The 19,692-nt window shown below is 46.5% G+C and carries 17 protein-coding genes; 10 read left to right on the top strand and 7 right to left on the bottom strand.

Going from position 1 to position 19,692, the window contains the following annotated elements; all coding sequences use genetic code 11:
* Window positions 1-128: 128 nt before the first annotated feature.
* The 3 genes from QUA45_RS11955 to QUA45_RS11945 all read left to right on the top strand — a co-directional run bounded on the left by QUA45_RS11955 (window position 129) and on the right by QUA45_RS11945 (window position 5,260).
* Window positions 129-1,907 carry a peptidoglycan DD-metalloendopeptidase family protein gene (locus QUA45_RS11955; RefSeq protein ID WP_333220840.1) on the top strand — a complete coding sequence of 593 codons (1,779 nt, stop codon included), beginning with the start codon at window positions 129-131 and terminating at the stop codon, window positions 1,905-1,907.
* Window positions 1,908-1,981: 74 nt separating this feature from the next.
* Window positions 1,982-4,354, top strand: a complete 2,373-nt coding sequence (locus tag QUA45_RS11950; protein ID WP_333220854.1) for a hypothetical protein — start codon at window positions 1,982-1,984, stop codon at window positions 4,352-4,354.
* A 15-nt stretch (window positions 4,355-4,369) separates the two neighbouring features.
* Complete coding sequence (locus QUA45_RS11945) at window positions 4,370-5,260, top strand: glycosyltransferase (RefSeq protein WP_333220838.1); 891 nt, start codon at window positions 4,370-4,372, stop codon at window positions 5,258-5,260.
* A 264-nt stretch (window positions 5,261-5,524) separates the two neighbouring features.
* On the opposite strand, the gene ribE is transcribed toward QUA45_RS11945, so the two are convergent.
* A complete protein-coding gene (ribE, locus tag QUA45_RS11940) occupies window positions 5,525-6,238 on the bottom strand; it encodes a riboflavin synthase (protein WP_333220836.1) in 714 nt (237 codons plus the stop codon).
* Between the two features lie 228 nt (window positions 6,239-6,466).
* On the opposite strand from ribE, the gene QUA45_RS11935 reads away from it, so the two are divergent.
* The 4 genes from QUA45_RS11935 to QUA45_RS11920 all read left to right on the top strand — a co-directional run bounded on the left by QUA45_RS11935 (window position 6,467) and on the right by QUA45_RS11920 (window position 12,555).
* Complete coding sequence (locus tag QUA45_RS11935) at window positions 6,467-6,973, top strand: bifunctional nuclease family protein (protein ID WP_015176672.1); 507 nt, start codon at window positions 6,467-6,469, stop codon at window positions 6,971-6,973.
* A gap of 5 nt (window positions 6,974-6,978) precedes the next feature.
* Window positions 6,979-8,109, top strand: coding sequence for an aldo/keto reductase (locus tag QUA45_RS11930; protein ID WP_333099425.1), 1,131 nt, complete (start codon window positions 6,979-6,981; stop codon window positions 8,107-8,109).
* 431 nt (window positions 8,110-8,540) lie between these two features.
* A complete protein-coding gene (locus QUA45_RS11925) occupies window positions 8,541-11,816 on the top strand; it encodes a PAS domain-containing protein (RefSeq protein ID WP_333220834.1) in 3,276 nt (1,091 codons plus the stop codon).
* Between the two features lie 232 nt (window positions 11,817-12,048).
* A complete protein-coding gene (locus tag QUA45_RS11920; protein ID WP_333099428.1) occupies window positions 12,049-12,555 on the top strand; it encodes a hypothetical protein in 507 nt (168 codons plus the stop codon).
* 67 nt (window positions 12,556-12,622) lie between these two features.
* Here QUA45_RS11920 and QUA45_RS11915 read toward each other — a convergent pair whose 3' ends face one another.
* Window positions 12,623-13,732, bottom strand: coding sequence for an extracellular solute-binding protein (locus QUA45_RS11915; RefSeq protein WP_333220832.1), 1,110 nt, complete (start codon window positions 13,730-13,732; stop codon window positions 12,623-12,625).
* Window positions 13,729-13,848, bottom strand: coding sequence for a hypothetical protein (locus QUA45_RS11910; protein ID WP_333067056.1), 120 nt, complete (start codon window positions 13,846-13,848; stop codon window positions 13,729-13,731). The genes QUA45_RS11915 and QUA45_RS11910 overlap by 4 nt, the downstream gene beginning before the upstream one ends.
* Here QUA45_RS11910 and QUA45_RS11905 point away from each other — a divergent pair.
* Together QUA45_RS11905 and QUA45_RS11900 are read left to right on the top strand one after the other, a co-directional pair.
* The gene (locus QUA45_RS11905) at window positions 13,798-13,959 is read left to right on the top strand and encodes a hypothetical protein (protein ID WP_333149760.1); all 162 of its coding nucleotides are present in this window, start codon (window positions 13,798-13,800) and stop codon (window positions 13,957-13,959) included. The two genes, QUA45_RS11910 and QUA45_RS11905, sit on opposite strands and share 51 nt — an antisense overlap.
* A 553-nt stretch (window positions 13,960-14,512) precedes the next feature.
* Window positions 14,513-14,911, top strand: coding sequence for a hypothetical protein (locus QUA45_RS11900; RefSeq protein WP_333149703.1), 399 nt, complete (start codon window positions 14,513-14,515; stop codon window positions 14,909-14,911).
* 387 nt (window positions 14,912-15,298) lie between these two features.
* On the opposite strand, the gene cobT is transcribed toward QUA45_RS11900, so the two are convergent.
* From cobT to QUA45_RS11880, 4 genes are all read right to left on the bottom strand, one after another.
* Window positions 15,299-16,405 carry a nicotinate mononucleotide-dependent phosphoribosyltransferase CobT gene (gene cobT, locus QUA45_RS11895; RefSeq protein WP_333149701.1) on the bottom strand — a complete coding sequence of 369 codons (1,107 nt, stop codon included), beginning with the start codon at window positions 16,403-16,405 and terminating at the stop codon, window positions 15,299-15,301.
* A gap of 72 nt (window positions 16,406-16,477) precedes the next feature.
* The gene (locus QUA45_RS11890) at window positions 16,478-17,233 is read right to left on the bottom strand and encodes a DUF2232 domain-containing protein (protein ID WP_333099433.1); all 756 of its coding nucleotides are present in this window, start codon (window positions 17,231-17,233) and stop codon (window positions 16,478-16,480) included.
* Between the two features lie 246 nt (window positions 17,234-17,479).
* Window positions 17,480-17,977, bottom strand: a complete 498-nt coding sequence (locus QUA45_RS11885) for a universal stress protein (RefSeq protein WP_333099435.1) — start codon at window positions 17,975-17,977, stop codon at window positions 17,480-17,482.
* Window positions 17,978-18,067: 90 nt separating this feature from the next.
* Window positions 18,068-18,781 carry a Crp/Fnr family transcriptional regulator gene (locus QUA45_RS11880; RefSeq protein ID WP_333099436.1) on the bottom strand — a complete coding sequence of 238 codons (714 nt, stop codon included), beginning with the start codon at window positions 18,779-18,781 and terminating at the stop codon, window positions 18,068-18,070.
* Between the two features lie 703 nt (window positions 18,782-19,484).
* On the opposite strand from QUA45_RS11880, the gene QUA45_RS11875 reads away from it, so the two are divergent.
* Window positions 19,485-19,646, top strand: a complete 162-nt coding sequence (locus tag QUA45_RS11875; protein WP_333220830.1) for a hypothetical protein — start codon at window positions 19,485-19,487, stop codon at window positions 19,644-19,646.
* The last annotated feature ends 46 nt before the right edge of the window (window positions 19,647-19,692 follow it).

The following is a 19,692-nucleotide window of genomic DNA, read 5'->3' as shown; positions in this document are numbered from 1 at the left end:
TATGTGCAAAAAAAATTGCCTCAAGCCCGGTAAAATCAGTTAGGCCTGTATATAAAGACAAGGATTGCCATACATTCGATCCTGACTTCGAGATCCTTGTGCCCCCTGTTGAGTTGGGAAAAAAAATCGTGAAACCAGTTCCAGACAAGCAAATAACAGCCCCTTTGAACACCAAACAGCAAAAAAAGAACCCTACAGGCACCCGAACTCGATCGCGCCTTTTGTCCGATCGCTCACTGCTGGTGGGACTGGGTTGCCTTGCCAGTCTGGGACTGCTCAGCAAAGGCCTAGTTTGGGCTCAAGCCGAAACTCCGCCAGCAGAACAAGCCGTCCCCGGCGCAGCAGACCTCCAGCCATTATTTGAAGCTCCTCTCCCGCCCCCGGAACCCGAATACAGCCAAGAGTCGCCCGAACCATACCCTGAACCGCAGGCAGAAGTTCCGCCGTCCGAGCCTTTCGATGCCGCACCGCCCAGTGAGCCGGAGTACGCCAGCGAACCACCTCCCACCCAATATTATCTGCCAGAACCCGCGCTGATTCCCCTGCCAGAAGCGACGGCCCAGGAGCCGCCTTTTGAAGCGCCAGTTAACCCAGCCCACGCTGAAATCGACCAAACAGACTACAGTGTTGGTGCTACCAACGAGTACGAAGCTCCAACCAGAATAGAGTTTGCAGAACGATCGACTGGCTGCGAAGGAGGTGGCGATTTGTGCGCGCCTCCTCCTGTTTCCGAGCCGGTGACGGCAGATGCAGGAGAACCAAGCTACAGCAGGGAAACTCCGAGCGCAGGCAACGGCTATATTGCAGCCCCTCCTCCTCGAAATCTGCCAGAAAGCCTTCCGGCCGATGTTCGGGAAACTGTGGCAGGAAATAGTAGCGGAAATCCTGTCAGTAAAATCGGTCAAGCCGTTCAACAAATAGGCAGCCAGGTTTGGGGGAGTTCCAACCCGCCGGAATCTGCTTACGCACCCCCGCGCTACTCGGCTAACCCTGGATACTCCGCAGACGCAGCATATTCCGCAGACACTGGATACTCTGCTAACATCGGCTACTCGGCTAACCCTGGATACTCCGCAGACGCTGGGTATTATGCCGGATCTGCATCTTACGGCGGCGGCCCTCCAGCGCCCAGCATGGGACTCGGGCCGGTTCAAGTCGGTGCCGTTAGTGTCAGCAGCGGCAGCAATACCGGTTTTGCTTACTACAATCTCACGCCGCGTCCCGCAGGCCTCCCCGGAAATGGCAACACCAGCTTGCTGTTTCCGCTATCTATTGCTTCGGCAATTACTTCGCCCTTTGGGTGGCGGACTCATCCGGTTATGGGCTACGGCAGGTTTCACACCGGAACTGACTTGGGAGCCCCGATGGGAACGCCCGTACTGGCGGCCTATGCGGGTCAAGTGGCGATCGCCGATTGGTTGGGCGGCTACGGTTTGACAGTGGTTCTCAACCACAGCAAAAAGTCTCAGGAAACTCTCTACGGCCACCTTTCGGAACTGTTTGTGAAACCGGGAGAGTGGGTGAAACAGGGAGAGACTATCGGCCGCGTCGGCAGTACGGGAATGTCTACAGGGCCTCACCTCCACTTCGAGGTTCGGCAAATGACTGACCAGGGTTGGGTGGCGATCGATCCGGGTTCTCAGCTAGAATTCGCTCTGGCAAAAATGATCGGCAGTTTGGAAACCGCCAAAGTACCGCAAATGCCGAAAATGGTGGAAATACAAACCGCTAGCGGACTCAAGGATTTGGAAAACGATCTGCCCCAGCTTCCACCTCTGCCGCTGGGAATGGACATCGAAGTTCACAATCTCCAGCCGCCATTCCCCGAACTTTTAAAAGCTGACATTTCTAAGCCCAAAGATACTGAAGCAGTCAAACCCAAACCTCAGAAGCAAGCTAACAGGTAAAAATTAGGGATTGCCTAAATTAATTTTCTTGTGGAACGGTCGAAAAGCCCAGCCCACAAGAAAATTTATGTTTGGTGCAACGAACAGGCGAACTCGTTGCTTTTCCTCGTTACCAGGCTCTTTCGGGTAAGGAGGAAAAACTGATAAAAAATGGTAACTTGGAGCTTATGCTAATAGCGCAGCATTTGTGGGAATTAATTTTATTTCTGATTATTCTAGTCGGGCCGATTCCCTTAAGCTTGTCTCTGGCCTTTGAGAATCAGAAAGAAAACAATAACTATTCATTTCCCCATTTTCTCCTTGTACTCCTGACGGGATGGAGTATTGCACAAGTTTGTATCGGCTTGATTTTAGGAAGTGCCGATCGCCTAAATATTGCTGCGGTGATTATAGCAGAAATTTTGATGGGTGCGATCGGCTTCATCCTGATTTATACAAAAAATCACAAAACTTTTACCTTCTCCGAGTGGCCGATTCCCCAGCTCAAGCAACCTCTGGCAAAATCCGAACGCCTAATTATTTTTGCCACCGCTATTGCAGGATTTTTGCTGTTACAAATTCTCGCAACCAAACCCACAACCAATTATGATTCATTGTGGTTTCACCTACCTGCGATCGCCAGATGGTATCAAACCCATTCATTTACCTTATTAGATGCGGCCGGAAATTGGATTTTTGAACAAGAACAAGCCCGAGTATATCCTTACAATTGGCACGTTTTATCTGCTTTGTGTGTACTCCCATTCCGAGAAGATTTTCTCGCAGCTTTTCCCCTGCTAATTGCGTGGGTACTTGAGGGAATTGCCGTTTATCTATTAAGCGTAAAATTTGGAGCAACCCGAATTCACGGTATGGCAGCAGCATCTTTAGTATTGACAGTACCGATGGTGCTCAACCAAGTTAACACTATTCACCCAGACTTACCGCTAGCTGCAATATTTACAGTAGGTTTGTATCTTGGTTTATCCTATCACAGCAGCCGATCGCACTCGGAACTCTCCCTATTTTTGGCAGCCACAGGAATGCTAGCCGGAATAAAAATCACTGGAATAGTCTATGCAGCATCACTTTTAGGAGGATTAGCAATATTAGAAATTAAAAGATTCGCGGTTAATAAAAAATCTACACCTGCTAATTTTAGGATTCGCCACTTTCTCAAACCAGTCTTGCTGTGCGGCGTAGCTTGTTGCTTGCTTTTAGGAGGTTTTTGGTATGCGAGAAACTTGCTGCAAATCAATTATCCTGTCAGCGAAGTCGGGGATATTAAAATTCCTTTAGAGCCTGTTCCCTTACCGCCTTCCGTACCTGGGCCAACACCTCCGGTACAGCAGCCGCCCGCTTCGCCACTTCTAAAGATTTGGCAAAGCACTTTAGCAGCTCAATTTAATCCCAGCAATTTTTCCCACTGGCAAACTGTCGGCTTACAAATTATCATTAGATTGCAACTGCCCTTTCTGGCGATCGCACTTCAGGTATTGGCAGCACCTCTTGCATTTATTCAGGGTAAAAGTAGAATAATTAATCAAAATAATATTATTTTAATTATACTTCTCGCCAGCACAGCAGTTCTGTATTTAATTACACCTTACACCTCCGGGACTGTCGGAGAGTCGATCGGTAAACTCAGCCCTATACTCGGTTTTAACCTCAGATACGGATTTCCCTTTTTAAGCGTACTCGCCATCGCCGCAGCAGCTACAGCAACTCTCTTGAAAACTCAAAACCAAGTTGTTCTGGCAGTGGTTTGGATTAGCGGTTTTTGCGGAATTATTAGCAACAAAATTTTTGATTATATTAAAAATGCTTCTTTCACCGGAGATAGTATTATTTGGGGGAGTTTGTTGATTGATAATTTTAAGTCTAATCCAGTAGAAGCTATTAATAGTATCTGGAAAATATTAGCTCCGAGTTGGCAAGATATATTGCTAGATCCGATATTTTATATTGTGTCACTGACTCTGGCTGCGAGCTTGTTGAAAATAAATCCAAGCTTCGGATGGCTGAATCAACTATTTCCAAGTCGCAAAAAATCAATTTATATAGTAATAATTGCTGTGTGCATAGGATTGATAGTAATTGGTCATTGGAGGGAGAAGCGAGATTTTGCACGCACCGAACTGTATCGCGGTATTTACGAATATATTGATAAAAATACACTACCAGATGAAAGAATAGGCTTCTTTTTAAGTTCGCGCAGCTACCTGTTTTACGGGAGAAATTTGGACAGACAAGTTTTATATGTACCATTTAGAGCCGATCGACTTTCGGCATGGATTGACAACCTGCGGCAAAATAAAATTAGGACTGTGGGATTCGGGCCCCTGACTGAGACAAACGCAGCTACCAGAAAAGCTTTATCTTGGCTGACAAGTGCTCAGGGCCCGCTGCAACCAGTTTTCGGTAAAGATTTTAATACTGAGTCGGTGCTATATCGCTTGAAAAATTAAAAGTTATTAGTTACCATGAACCAAGCTAAAACTCTATTTTCAATTATTGTTCCGACCTACAATCGCCCCGATAAATTAGCGGCGTGTATTCAGTCTTTTGTTGAAATTGAATATCCGCGCGATAAATTTCAAGTTATCGTGGTCAACGATAGCACCGAAATCTCTGTAGAAAATACAATTTTGCCTTTTAAAAATCAGCTAAATATCACACTTCTGACACAACCAAACTCCGGCCCTGCAACGGCGCGAAATACTGGCTCTTTTGCAGCCGAAGGCACATTTTTAGTGTTTACAGACGATGACTGTACTGTGGGGGTAGATTGGCTGCAAAATCTGGAAAAGCGATTTGTGGAAACACCAGATTGCTTAATCGGAGGTCGAACAGTAAACGCGCTGCCGGATAACATCTATTCTACTGCCAGCCAGCAACTGATCGATTACCTTTACAGTTACTATAATGCTATTGGCGATCGCGCGCAATTTTTCACTTCTAACAATTTTGCCCTTCCCGCTGAGGCTTTCCAAAAAATCGGTGGCTTTGACACGACTTTTTCTCTAGCGGCTGGAGAAGACCGCGAATTTTGCGATCGGTGGTTGCATTCGGGCAATGCCGCCATTTACGCTCCCGAAGTTATAGTCTATCACTCCCATGCACTAACTCTTCGCAAATTTTGGAAACAGCAATTCAATTATGGTAGAGGTGCTTTTTTGTTTCAGCAAATTATCTCGAAACGCGGGGCTAATGGGAAACTACAACATCGATCATTTTATCTGAATTTGCTAACTTATCCATTTTTCCACGCACCGGGCTTTAAAAAGCTATTAATTGCTGCATTGTTTTTAGTTTCTCAGGCAGGAATTGCTGCGGGATTGTTTTGGGAGAAAAACAATTTTGTTGAGGAATAGATTTTTATTAATGAACAGCAGAGAGCGCAGAGAGCGCAGAGAGCGCAGAGAGAGTTAGTGGAGTGCGTCTGCTTTGAACAGTCAATTATTGATATAATTCATTCGCTCCTGATGTCTTCTACAACTCAAAAACAGGCTCACCTGCCTGTTCCACAAAGAGTGAGTTTTCTTGTGAGTTGGGCAGGATAACCCGGGCGTAAAAGGCTTATTGAGGATGTTGTAATATCTCAGATATTAGCAAGGTGCGCGGTGCGTACCCACAGGTTAGATAAATCCGTGTTCTGCTAAGAATTCTGGTGTAATTGTTCCAAAACTGTTGATTGTGGGGGTTTCTTCCCACGGTTCGGGATGGGATTTTGAGCCGCTGCGGAGAAATTTGGCGACATATTTACCCAGAATATCTGCTTCTAAATTAACTAAACTTCCTGGTTGCAAATAGCTGAGGTTTGTCTCACCAAAACTGTGGGGAATGACAGCAACTTCAAACCAATTGCCGTCAGCATCGCAATCTGCCACGGTTAAGCTGATGCCGTTGACGGCGATACTGCCCTTGGAAACGATGTAAGGTGCGATTTGACGTTGCCATCCCGAATTTGCTGCCGGTGGGGCAGTAAACCGCATCTCCCAAGCGTTGGCGGTTTGGGTTGAGGTTGCTAAAGTGCCGATCGCATCTACGTGCCCGGTTACAAAATGTCCCCCCAATTTGCTACCGGCGCGCAGGGAGGTTTCTAAGTTGACCCAAGCATCGGGGAATGCTCCCAAAGTAGTACGGCGCAGGGTTTCCGGGGAAGCGACGGCGACAAAACCTTGGGGCAGAACTTCCACCACGGTCAAACAGACTCCATCCACGGCTACGCTGTCCCCAATGGCTAAATCTTGTAAAATCTGGTAGGAGTTGTTTGATGTGCAGGAAATTTGGAAATAATCGTTGCCTAGCGACTTCAGCTTTCCGAGAGATTGAATTAGTCCTGTAAACATAAGTATTTTTCCGTAGTCGATCGCTTACTTACATCAAATCACAGGGACAAACCAGAGACAGGAGGTTTTGCCGTCTCCCTGTCCCCCGGAGTCAATCTAAAATCTAAAATCGACAGTCCCCGATCAGTTGCTGATTCAGGCGAAGATCAAGTCATACTGGATTTAGGTGATCTTTATGTCCAAGTTCTCTACTGCCTTACAGTTTCTTAATTCTATGAGGCCGATCGAATGATTGAAATGAAAGTCGCTGGAATTGCCTTAGATGCAGCCACGCGCAGTCCTATTGTCCTATTGAGAGATGCTACTGAGCGACGGGCTTTGCCTATTTATATCGGTCAGGAGCAAGCAAAGGCTATTATTAGCGCGATCGAAGGCCACAAGCCTCCTCGGCCCTTAACTCACGATCTGATGGTCAATTTTTTAGAGGCATGGAGTCTTACCTTGGAGCGCATAGTTATTCACTCGCTGCAAGATAACACCTTCTATGCCGTCCTGATCGTCCGTCAGGGAGAAGTTAAAAAAGAGATCGATGCCCGACCTAGCGACGCGATCGCCTTAGCCCTGCGAACGAACTGCCCCATCTGGGTGATGGAAGAAGTCGTCGCCGATGCTTCGATACCTGTCGATCGAGATGCTGATGAGGCCGAACGCCGGGCCTTCCGGGAATTTATCTCAAACCTCCGTCCAGAGGATTTGATTAAGAGAAGCGGCTTGGGCCCGGGCGAAACTTCCTAAACTTTATGCGCTATCGACGGTTTGGCAAAACGGAGTTGCACCTGTCGGTATTTTCCTTGGGAACCATGCGCTATTTGGCTTCTGAGGAAACTGCCTGTCAGACTGTACAACAGGCGTTGTCTCAGGGAATCAATCACCTGGAAACGGCTGCAGGTTACGGTTGCAGTGAGGAATATCTTGGCGCGGCCCTTTCGGCTGGTTTGTCGGTCGATCGATCGCGCCTTCACGTCACTACAAAAATTTCCCCAACGGAGGATGCAGCAGCTATGGAACGCTGCATCGACGCATCCCTCAAACGCCTGAATTTAGACTATATCGATTGTCTGGCAATTCACGGTTTGAATACTTGGGAACATTTGGCGATTGTGCGATCGACCACAGGCTGCATGGAAGCTGTACGCAAAGCCCTGGCCGATCGCCGAATTCGGCACGTCGGCTTTTCGACTCACGGGCCTCTGGATCTGATTTTGGATGCAATAAATACAGATTTGTTTGAATTTGTCAACCTGCATTACTACTATTTTTTTCAGCGCAACGCCCCGGCAATTGAACTCGCCAAAGACAAAGATATGGGCGTTTTCATCATTTCCCCAGCCGATAAAGGAGGGCAACTCTACACGCCCCCGGAAACTCTCGCACAATTGTGCTCGCCTTTCTCGCCCTTAGAGTTAAATTATCGGTTTTTACTTAGCGATACTAGGATTGGGACTTTGAGTGTGGGGGCGGCAAATGCGACAGAATTAGAGCAACCCCTGCAATATTGCGATCGCGACTTTCCCCTCACCAACGTCGAAATCGCTGCGTTCGATCGGCTAGAATCGGCTATTGCAGACACTTTGAAAACCGACAAATGCAGCCAGTGCTATGCCTGTTTGCCTTGCCCGGAAAACATCAACATTCCCGAAGTATTGCGACTCCGCAATCTCGCCGTCGGGTGCGACATGACTGACTTTGGCAAATACCGCTACGCCATGTTTGAAAATGCCGGACACTGGTTTCCCGGCAGCAAAGGCAACCGCTGCACCGATTGCGGCGAATGTTTACCTCGGTGTCCCGAAGAGTTAGACATCCCAACCTTGCTCAAAGATACTCACCAGCGACTTGGGGGCAAAGCAGGCAGGCGGTTGTGGGATTGAAAAAAAGGTGATGAAGGCAAAAGGCGATCGAGCTTATCTAAAGTTTTGCAATAATTAGGCTAAACTTTGGTTTAAGTAAATTTACGATACAGTCGCTCGAAAAATTACTTAGTCTGGCGACTGTCTGGTGGAGCATCCCGATTTTGCAAAAAGCGTTTTCACAGAAGTGCGATCGTCCTGCACAGCCAAGCCTACATCTAAGCGCGAACACTCCTGTGGAAGGACCCATTTGGATTCTCGCAACACACTTTAAATAGATGCGACAGTATATGTAAAAACAACTCAATAAAAAAATCTGATTTAACAGCGAGAAACTGATTTTTTGGAAAATACCCCTGTCATTTTCTTACTCTGTTATACCTGACGATAGCGAAGAATTTTATGAAGATTGATTAACCGAACTCTATCTAAAATCTTAACTCTAAAATTGATTGTTTTCCAAATTAATTTATCGCCTGTTATCTACTACCGATTCATCTACTACTATGGCTCCAACTCAGTTAAAGGGCAGCAAGCCAAATTGTTCGCAGCCAACTAAAGTTGCCACTTCCGAAAGAAGAGTGAAAGCAGCTTTCAAGCCGTGCACCTATAACTTATCTGTTACCAGAAAACAGCTAATTGGACTGCTGGCGTTACAAACAATCTTGCCAGTCGGACTAACGGGAGCAGCACTTTGGCTAACATCGGCAGTTGGAAACAACGAACTGCAAAATCAAGCTAAATCAGAACTGAGCCTTAGTAAAATTAACTACAATTTCAAACTAGATCGCGCCGCCGACCGTTTGCAAAACTCCTCTGACAGCAAAACGATCGCCCAAACAGCCTTAGCTTACAACAGCGGAAAAAAAATATCAGATTTGCAAAAATCTGTCAAGCAAATTCTAGAAAATCAAGTCAAGACAGGGGAAATAGACAGCGCGGTCTTAGTTGGAAAAAACAGACAGATAGTTGTTAGCGTGAACCCCAACCAGAAGGAAAAAAGTTTTAACCTGCCAAAAATAGTCGATCGAGCATTTGGTGCAAAAAAACCCATTACAGCTACCGAAATCATTGCCAAATCCGAAGTTCAGGAACAATTGGGATCTTTGTCGCCCGGAAAGGTCGATCGCCCTGTGCTCGTCCGCTACGCAGCAATTCCCGTAAAAGATCCCAAAAATCAGACAGTGATTGCTGCTTTAGTCTTAAGAAAAATTATCAGCCAAACGTCGGCAGTCGCTAACAGCGAAACCCTCAATTTACAGGGTGGCGGATATCACGCTATCTACATACCCCTGGCTGACGGCAAATTTGTCTTGGCAGGTTCGCAAGCAGTTACAAAAAACCAACAGTTGCCAGACTTAAATTCAATAGACAAATCTCTCCTAAAATCTGCACTCGCCGCCGACGGCAAATTAGTCGCCGGAAACGTACACACAGGCAGTCAAACTCATGCAGTAGCTGCCAAGTCCCTCGGCAATTTAGCCGGAAAACCCGCAGCAATTTTAGTGCGATTCATCCCCACAACCTCGATCGAAACCTGGTGGGGCAACAACTGGCTGCTGGCACTGTCTGCTGCTGCCGTTGTCCCCTTCGCTTTGGCAGTTGCTGTCACCCGCCGGATTGCCAAACCCGGTAACTCGGATTTATCAACAGCAGAGGGGAATTGGGCCTTTAACTCCTCTGCCGAACCGCAGCAGCGAGCCCGGAATTTGGATTTAATTTATGACAATTTAAATTTAGGCGAATTTCCAGATTTATTCCCTAAAAAATCGAGTTTAAACGGTAAATTAGCGGTCGATTTTCGATATAAAAAAAATCCGGGCGCTCTCCCGATCGCAAATCCCCAGACCCCGCTCGCTTTCCAACCCCTAGAATTGGCAGAAAACTCCGTCTCAAATCAGTCGCGGCACGTAAATACAGAACTAGAAAAAAGTGCGATCGCCTTAAATCTAGTCCAGGAAGCTTGGCAAGACTTAAATCGCCTCAACTTGGAATTGCAGCCAGAAATACTGGATCGCCAAAACACTCAAAAAGCCCTGCGAAAGAGCGAAGCACTGCTGCAAGCGATTTTAGACAACTCAACAGCAGTAATTTACATCAAGGATGTTGAGGGAAAATACCTGCTCACCAACCGCCATTTTGACAATTTGTTCGACATCGCCAAAGAGCAAATAACAGGCAAAACCGATGGCGATATTTTTCCCCAAGACAAAGCAGCAGCCTTGCGAGAAAATGACCTGAAAGTTCTCGAATCCTCCTCGCCCCTGACCCTCGAAGAAATCATCCCTCAAGACGACGGCCCGCACACTTATATTTCTCTGAAATTTCCCCTCTGCAACTCCGAAGGTAAAGCTTATGCAGTCGGTACAATTTCTACAGATGTGAGCGATCGCAAACTGGCCGAACTCACCCTAGAAAAGGCCAAAGCAGAACTAGAAAGAGAAGTCGAACAGCGCACCCTATTCCTCCAACAAACCAACGAACTTTTGCAGTTTGAACTCGCCGCCAAAGTCCGGGGGGCGATCGCTGTCAGACAAATGAGTGCTCAGGTAGCCCGACACGCCAGAACAGTTGACGGGATTCTCGGCGCTTCTCTTGACCTAATTTTTCTAGTGGATCGATCGGGAAAATACACCTATGTCAGTCGCACCGCCGCTCAAGCTGCCGGCATGAACCCCAGAGAAATGATTGGCAAAACCTGGCAGGAATTAGGCTGGTCGCCAACAATTATGCAGCGAGTTCACCAAGAATGCCACGGCATATTTGCCACAGCCGAGCCCAAGAAAGGCGAAGTAATTGTCCCCACCGCAAGCTGGGGAACCCGCGACTACGAGTACATTCTCAGCCCGGTTTGTGCGACAGACGGCAGCGTCGAAGCGGTGGTGGCGACACTGCGAGATATCACCGAACGCAAAGACGCTGAGGAAGCGTGGCAGTTGGCCAAAGAAGCCGCAGAACTCGCCAACCGCGCCAAGAGTGCTTTTCTGGCAAACATGAGCCACGAGTTGCGAACTCCCCTGAATGCGATTATCGGCTACAGCGATATGCTGGTGGAAGATGCCGAAGAGTTAGGCAACTTACAGGTTGTCTCGGATTTAGACAAAATTCGCACTGCTGGCAAACACTTGCTGCGGCTAATTGACGACATTCTCGACATCTCCAAAATTGAAGCTGACAAGATGGAGATTTACCTCGAAAGCTTCGATGTTGGAGGCTTAATCGATGAGGTGTTAACAACTATCAAACCGCTCATGGATAAAAACGGCAATACTTTGCAAGTATTGACTTCTGACAATATCGGCGCGATGCACGGCGATTTGATGAAAGTGCGGCAGGTAATGCTGAATTTGCTCAGCAATGCTGCTAAATTTTCTGCGAATGGGACGATCGTGCTTACTGTCGAAAGAATTACCAGTGAAGAATTAAAAAATAAATATCAACCGAGAGTTGCTCAACTGTTAATTTTGGATGCAGAATTTTTAATTTTCCGAGTGACGGATACGGGCATCGGCATGACAAAAGAGCAGCAAGAGCGACTGTTTCAACCTTTTACTCAAGCCGACAATTCAACTACTCGCAAGTACGGCGGTACTGGTTTGGGACTGACTATCAGTCAGCGTTTTTGTCAGATGATGGGCGGCGATATTGAAGTTACTAGCGATTTAGATTGCGGTTCTACTTTTACTGTTTGTCTGCCTGCTTCATTGTTTAGGCGATCGGAATTTTAACATGACTTCAGGGGCGGGCTTTACCAATAATAAAAGCAAAAACAAACAATCTTATAAACCCGCAGCCACACAACACAAAATTGCCATGTACATCTTTTGCATATAATAAAATGTAAGGTTGATGTAGATTATATCCTATGCGGGGACGGGTTTTCTAGATGGCGATTTTCCTATATGAATGATTGGTAAAACCTGCACCTATAGAAAATATATAAAAAAGCAAACAATAATTATGAAATACGATGCTGATACCCGCAAGAATTGCATTTTGACAAAAAGTTTATTTTTGTTCCTGATTGCCGGTTCTGCGTGCTTCGGAGCCTTGCTGTGGCGACAATCTGCCGCATATTCCCAGCAGCCGAGCTGCCCGACTGGCAACGCTGCTAATTTGCCGTCGCCCCCGCTTTCGCAAACCGAAAAAAGTGTGCCGAGTCTGTGGTTAGCTCAAAAACTCTATGGCGGGAAATTGCTCGATCGCTGGTTTGTAGATCCAGGCAATACTTGGGTAATTATCATAGTTAACCGCCAACTTTGGAGTTTGCTCGATTATATGGAACGCTATCAGTTTGTCAACCGCTTTGGCACTGTTGCCAGCGAATACGGTTACAATGTGCGAGTTTGCAACCGTCAAGGCACGGCTTTGGCAGTTTATTCGTGCAAGGGCGATCGGCGCTTCTGTCGGATTGATTTAGAATCTCTCTCAAATCCAGGTATTCGAGGAAGGGTGAAAGGATTTTAGTAGGGTGCACCAGCAGCGAGTAATTTGATGAATAATGGATAAATCAAAAGCTGACGCACCCTACATTTTAACTTCTCACTACTTGCCTAGTTTCTTGCCAGAGCGATCGATATTGGGCAATCCCCGCATCCCCAAACGGCAGCATAAAGTCGCTAGCAGCAAGAATCTTAGCATCCGGCAACAACACAGAATTAGTGCGAACAGCTTCCGGCAAATCCTCCGGTTTCATGCCGACAATTATCGGCGAACTAGCCTTAGCCAGCAAAGATAATTGAGGAGCAACCCGAGGCTGCAAGCAAAAATCAATCCATTTTTCCACTAAAGAAACTGGATTGCCTGATGCTGGTTGTACCCACAAATCTGTCCAAAGTGCAGTTCCCGAAACTGGAATTACTAAAGCAATATCCTTTTGAGTTTGCAGCAGTGGGAGCAAGTCTCCAGATGAACCTACTGCCAACCAAGTATCGCCTAAAATTAATGGTTGCAGGTAAGCGTCAGAACTATAAAATTTAACTTGTTTGTGCAGATTTGCGAGTTCTTTTTTAAGATTTGGGACTCGATCTAATTGCTGCGTATTGTAAGATTTTCCGACTTTTTTTAATGTTAAACCGATAACTTCTCTGGCACTGTCCGGCAGAGAAATTCGATCGCGCAATTCCTCTCGCCACAAATCTTTCCAATCTGTCGGAGTCCAGCCCAAAGCCTTAAATTTGTCGGTTCGATAGGCAATTACCGTACTTCCCCAGCGGTAAGGTGCAGCCCACACTTTACCTTCAGGATCTAATTTACCCTCATCGTTGCGCCTGACGAGTTTTTGCCATCTTTCTGGCAATTGTGGCCAATTAGCAAACTTAGCAGGATCGATCGGCTTAATCAATTTTTGCGTAATTGCCAAAGTCAGCCAGTAATCTCCCAACATCACCAAGTTAGCTTGATTTTTTGATTGGGGAACCCGTTTCCACTCCTGCAACAGGGCGAATAATTCTTTTAATTGTCCTTCTTGCGTTACCTGCAAAAGCGGAGACGGTTGTACATCGCGGCTAAATTTGCTTACCAGTTGGGCCGGAATACCGTTTTTGAGCGATCGAATTTTGAGAATCGGCTTCGAGTCGCACCCTGCCGCCAATTGACTTAAAGTTAGGGTGGCGGCCCCCAATAGCAAAGACCTTCGTTTCACCTGTGAATCCGCTTTTCTAAATATTGACCGATCGTTTTGTGTTCTACAGCCCGGGAAATAATTGTTTGTCGAGTCCGGTAGTTGGCGCCGATTTGTCTTATTTCTTCCTCAAACACAGAGCCATTGTACTCGGTTCTGCTGCCAAAAGAGTCTGTTTTGCTCTTGCCCTGATTTTACCTTCTAGCTTGTCGATCGACCTTCCGATGCCGAAAATTCTGTCAACTTAACGGCTAATTTCTCTGTTCCAAGTTCCTTTGAGCCAGTTGTGTTCGCCAGCGGGGTCGATCGACTGTATCTGTGTTACATTTTTTAATATAACGAAATAAAGAGAGCGCTGCCATTTGCAGTTGGATGACGCTTTTTACACAACCGAAGTGAAAAATCCTTTTTAAGTCGGCGACAGCTTAATAACTAAAAAAACTAAAAATCCATTCATCTGAATCCTGAAAGCACTGGCGAGAGCGAAGTCAATCTAATAGGACGCTCTGCAATCCCACTCTCAGAAACCAGACGTTTTAACTCTGATTGAAGGCTTGAACGAAGTATAGGGGTTAACCAACTCGGTTCCTGTGTCCAAGACTATGTAAAACCTAAAATCTACAATCTACAATCGACTCACGAATGGCGATCGATTATCTTCAAGCTGGCTCCCTAAATCTACCGTCAGGATTGGGAACACAACAATTACGTCAAAAATTAAATAATTTAGTGATAAATCCAAGTTATGTAAAGATTTACCTAAAATATAAAGATATAAGTTACGAGCCAAAGGATGATTGTATGGAAGCGCTCCGCCAGCAAGTTACAGTATTGAGCCAACAAGTCGAGGCCCTCTACAAACTCATAGAAAACCTTAATGAAAAGCTCTTGGCGTCTGCCACGGAGACGAAGCTGACCCAGCAACAGAGAAACGATCGCTCTGGAACGGTAGGAAATGACAAAACCTCGTCCTATCCAAGCTACAGCAGTCTCGACGGCCTCCTCGAACACAAGGACATACTGTTAGATGACAGCTATTTCGACAAGAATTCTCAAAGCTTAGAAAAAGAGCTGAGTGCAGAGATTCAAATCCAGCGCTTAACTGCTCAGCTAACAGCAGCTTACAATCGAATTGCAGCCTTGGAAGAACAATTGCTCTCCAAAAGAATGCACTCGCAACATCTAGGCGGGCCTAATTAAATATTGCTAGCAGGGATCGGGTACTAATCAAAAAAAATACAAGTTGCGTTGCTTTATGCTCGTCTACTTATAGATTCATTGCATAGAGTTTTTTATCTCCCGAAAGTAGCAGGGGGGATACTGCATCAAAGCCAGATATTGTGTAGAAAACTATGTAAATCTGAGAGCATAAATGCTACAGAAAATGATATAATTATTCAGCCAAAAGGAAGCTGGGTGAGCAGCACAACCATGTTCGCAGCTAGAGTTCCGCATCTGAATTTTTAATGTTTAATTCCTAAGATTCGTGGACGCCCAGAAAACTAAAAATCCGGTTTGCGAGTGTATTCGTCCCTGCAAAACCCCAATATTTTCAGTAAAAACCAGGTTTTTTGCCTCCAGGACTCTCTAATGTTTAATTTCACACCGCGAGGCTAAAGCTTCAACAGCTTGGAGGAGTTGAGGAGGAGTCCAATTTGCAGTCAGGCCACTGGCGATCGCACAGGCTCCCGCACCGACACCTTCTTTAACATAGCCGCGATCGTAAGCTTGCAGTTGCCCGTAGCGAGATCCAGCAAAACTTAGCTGCGCGGCCAACAGAGGCACACCGCCGATATCTTTAGCGAGTCCTAAAGTGTCTCCTGTAGGGTCTTCTGCCACCCAGCGCGTAGTCCCTACCGCGACTTGTTCGGGACTCCATAGCAGAGCATATTCACGGGCTAAAGCTTGCATCAAAGCGTACACTGCCAGCATTTGCGTGCCCCCGGCCAGAAGCACCCCGCAAGTCCGACTCGCGGCGATCGCCATTGCCGCCACCACTATTTGCATCGGATCGCCCACCGCTGCTACCAATTCCAGGGGAGTGCTGTTTTTTCCGTTAATTTCCCACTCAGCATTATTGAGTCCCGCTGTCACCGCAGCCAATTTTTGAGCGTGATTGCAGCGAGGATGAGAACTGTTAACTTTGCCCGCCGCTGCAATACCCAAACCCATTAACACGCCCAAAGCAGTAGTCGTTCCCCCAACTACGCACTCTCCTAAAATTAAATAGCTGCCATTAGTTTGAGCAGCCAATTTAGCTCCCCAAATTAATCCTTGTTCGAGCAAATGTTTGACAGTTTCGAGTTCTAAAGCATTTCCAGAAATCACACACTTTGCCGGAGTGCCGCCCAAATCAATTGCAGGTACGGGAGGTGGGAGGGGCAAACCAGAATTAAATAGGTAAAGGGGAAGTTCCAAAGCTTCGACTACAGCGCGAGATATCAGTACCGGCGATGCACCCGCTTCTAGGGGCGGCAAAGGATATTGGGGCGAGGGTTGGGGGCCGTTATACAAAAATTCTGCATCGGCTAAACAAGTAAATTGTCGATCGTGCGGAGTTGCTCCTGCTGCTGAAATCCCCGGAATTAAGCCAGTAGCGGTAAATCCTAACACGCAGGCAAATATCGGTTTTCGTCCCCCATAGCGATCGAGCCACCGCTGGGCCTGTTCAATTTCTGTATAAATACCAATCATAGTTAGTCATTAGTTATTAGTCATCATTTATCCGTCAACAGTCAACAGTCAACAGTCAACAATTCCCAATAACTACTCTTCATAATCAATCAAAACTTGCACCCAGCTTGGCGGCCGCGGAATTGGATTTCCCAAACGATCTAATAGCAGCAAAGCTACTAAATGCACTACAAATAAATAGACAATATTGTTAACCAAAATCATCCCGGCGGCGATCGCCCCAATTGTGTTCAAACTCGGTACATTAAGCCAGCCCAGCTTCACAAACACCCATTCCACCATCTCTGTTACCTGGGCGGTTACGTAAACCCATAGATCTTGACCCACCAACGCTGACAGCAGCCAAAACCGAAAAAAGAAGCCGACAGTACCAATTAGCGCGCCCACACTAATAGAGAGCGACCAACTCGCTTTGCGCCTCCAAAGTCCTCCCAGCGCAACTCCCATAATTCCAAAAGGCATCACGTATAAAATGCTCCGCGTCGGGCCCATCAGTACCGATAGCAGCAAACCCGATACCAAAGATGCCATCCAAGCTGCTCGGTTGCCCCAACGCAAGTAAACTAGGGCGATGGGTATGGGGAAAAAAACCCGCAGCAAAGGCCCTAGCGGAAAGTAATAATTTACCAGCCAAATTAAGCTAGCGGTACTTGCCAAAAAAGCCGTTTCTACCAGCCTTAAAGGCGCTTCCCCAGAGGTGCGCTTCTCCCGATCGGGATTGGTGCGATCGCCAGCCATTGCTGAAATATCGGCGGTTTGTGGCTCGTTATTTGTATTGGGTGAACTACCCGAATTAGAGGCAGCATCTGCTGACAAAAAATCACTCATCCGATTTTAGATTTTAGATTTTAGATTTTACGGGACTTGCGCTCAATACGGCTGATTCCCGATGTTAGATTTTAGATTTTAGATTTTAGATTTTACGGGACTTGCGCCCGATACGGCTGATTCCCGGTTTCAGTGTTTGGATGCCTCGCCACCAAATTTAATATTGCTCGCAGAAACCCGGTTTAGGTAGGAACGCAAGTCTTATGTTAGATGGATTTTCTCAGCCAAAATTTTCAGCAGGATTATTTATTTTTCGATTTTGACTTCCTGGATTACCAAAACCGAACAAGATGCGTGGTGAACTACATAATTACTGACGCTGCCGAGGAAAGCTTCTGCGAACCCCGTGCGGCCGCGCCTCCCCAACACTATTAAATCTGCGCCCCAATTTTCGGCGGATTCACAGATACAATGCCCCGGATCTCCGTCCATTTTGCAGTCAAATTCCACCTGCAATCCTTTTTTTGCTGCGGCGTCGCAGTAATTTTTTAGCAAACCCGAAGCGTGTTTTACATCGCTTTCCAACCGCAAACGTTGAGCTTGATAAGCTTGATCCATTAACTCGACATTCATTCCCAAATCTACTGGAATTGGTACTGCCGTCTGACCCACCGTGCTCACAGTAACGCAGTTAAATAGCATTACCTGGGCGCTATCGCTCAGAGCTAATTCTAAAGCTTGAGTGAAGACGCGGTGGCCCAGTTCAGAATCATCTAAGGCGGCGAAAATTTTCTTAAAACTCACAGCTTTACCTCCTGCGTGAAATCATTAATATCAGTTAGTTAACAGAGAGTGCTTTTGAATTAGAAGCAATAAAAGCAAACTCTGATACTTCTAGACTAACAGACGCTCTAAGGCGTGCAGGTCGGGAATGCACAAAACGTCACGTTCGCGCTGAATAGTTCCTTTTTTTTCCAGCTTGCTCAGCACTCGCGTTACTGTTTCGCGAGCCAGCCCGCTGAGGCTGCTTAATTCTCTGTGTGGCAGGTTCGGTATTTCTGTACCTCCTGTTTCCAAGATTTTTTTGCCTTGCCCCTCGGCCAAAAATAAGAGAATATCTGCTACTCGCGAGGTACTGTCGGACTCTCGCAAACGCAGGCGGCGGTTGACTTGTCGCAGGCGCCTGGCCATTAGTTGAGCTAGCCGAATACCTGCTAGCGGCTCGGTATGAATAAGCTGCACAAAATCCTGAGATGGCATATTACCGATCAGTGTCGGGGCTAGGGTGATCACATCTGTCGAGCGCGGTGCTTCTTCGATCGCGGCCATTTCCCCGAATAATTCTCCTTTCCCTAAAATATTCAGTGTTACTTCTTTTCCGTCTAGGTTGTAGGTGCGAATTTTCACCCAACCATCCAATATAAAATACACTGATGTTCCCCAGTCATTTTCGAGTAAAATCACTTGATTTGACGGATGACTGCGGGTAACGATGTGGACAGTTGCTCTCTCGATTACAGAATCGGGTAATCCTGCAAAAAAAGGAGTAGAAACTATCAATTGATTTATATTAGAATTCGGATCTCGGGTGTTAAAGCGGTCTTCCATGAGGCCATCATTTTAATTTATGCGCTTGAGCTGCGCTGGGCAGTTACAAATAGCTTGCAGCCGAGTCATTGGATTTGAGATTCAAGATTTGAGAAACAAGGATCTAAAATCAAGGATCTAAAATCGGAAATTTTACCTCTAAAGTTTTGCGGTCAAAGGCTCAATATGGGAATTAATAGCCTCAAGCTCTGATTGGGAACTAGAAACTAAAAAATATACCATAATTTTTTAGATATATACCACTGAGCAAATTTTATTAACAAAATTTTAGCAATGTGGCAAACCACTGAGCCGATCGAATTACCTTTGAAAGCACTTCGCGAAGACAAGCTTAACACTGCTGAGAGATTTGTTGTCACTAGGCCCTGCTGTCGAGAAGGTAGAATCCACGAGTACAAGCCTGCAAGCAAGGTAGAGAGCTACCAAATCCGAGCAACTACCTAGAACCTGGCAAATGTCAGCACGATCGGCAAAATCCACAGCCATTGCGAGCCTAAAGACTGGCGCTCTTGGCGAGCTAAACCCACCCACTTCCCAGCAAACTTTTCTGCTACCCCAAAATTATTGTACCATTAGTATCTAGCCATGAATATAGATAAAAGGCTATGATAAAAGGTTACTCAAACCCAGTCTACGGGTACAATCCCCAATCTCGGTATCCCAAAGCCCAAATTGTTTGAGGTTTTTTCCAAGTCGGTGAAAAATGAACAGACACTGGCGCGCCACCATGCTAATGAAACTCGCGGTGACAGTGTGCGGCCCGCCGTTCAAGCAGGTGAAGGCAAAAGTTCGTCGGGCTCGCAGCTATTCCGAGCAGGAATCAGCCTTCGGGCAGGGAAACTCGGCCCTGAGTCGCAGAATTTGAAAGCACTTGGAATTGATAGAAGCGGGCATTTGGTGCGGAAGTACCG

The sequence above is a fragment of the Microcoleus sp. Pol12A5 genome, assembly GCF_036701435.1.
GTDB lineage: Bacteria > Cyanobacteriota > Cyanobacteriia > Cyanobacteriales > Microcoleaceae > Microcoleus.
Note: the sequence above shows the minus strand (reverse complement) of the source record. Positions and strands in the feature narration are given on the sequence as shown.

What these genes read in the sequence shown, in the direction of transcription:
- QUA45_RS11945 (WP_333220838.1), top strand. Translation starts at nt 4,370, where the DNA reads ATGAACCAAGCTAAAACTCTATTTTCAATTATTGTTCCGACCTACAAT.
- ribE (WP_333220836.1), bottom strand. Translation starts at nt 6,238, where the DNA reads ATGTTTACAGGACTAATTCAATCTCTCGGAAAGCTGAAGTCGCTAGGC.
- QUA45_RS11935 (WP_015176672.1), top strand. Translation starts at nt 6,467, where the DNA reads ATGATTGAAATGAAAGTCGCTGGAATTGCCTTAGATGCAGCCACGCGC.
- QUA45_RS11930 (WP_333099425.1), top strand. Translation starts at nt 6,979, where the DNA reads ATGCGCTATCGACGGTTTGGCAAAACGGAGTTGCACCTGTCGGTATTT.
- QUA45_RS11920 (WP_333099428.1), top strand. Translation starts at nt 12,049, where the DNA reads ATGAAATACGATGCTGATACCCGCAAGAATTGCATTTTGACAAAAAGT.
- QUA45_RS11900 (WP_333149703.1), top strand. Translation starts at nt 14,513, where the DNA reads ATGGAAGCGCTCCGCCAGCAAGTTACAGTATTGAGCCAACAAGTCGAG.
- cobT (WP_333149701.1), bottom strand. Translation starts at nt 16,405, where the DNA reads ATGATTGGTATTTATACAGAAATTGAACAGGCCCAGCGGTGGCTCGAT.
- QUA45_RS11890 (WP_333099433.1), bottom strand. Translation starts at nt 17,233, where the DNA reads ATGAGTGATTTTTTGTCAGCAGATGCTGCCTCTAATTCGGGTAGTTCA.
- QUA45_RS11880 (WP_333099436.1), bottom strand. Translation starts at nt 18,781, where the DNA reads ATGGAAGACCGCTTTAACACCCGAGATCCGAATTCTAATATAAATCAA.
- QUA45_RS11875 (WP_333220830.1), top strand. Translation starts at nt 19,485, where the DNA reads ATGAACAGACACTGGCGCGCCACCATGCTAATGAAACTCGCGGTGACA.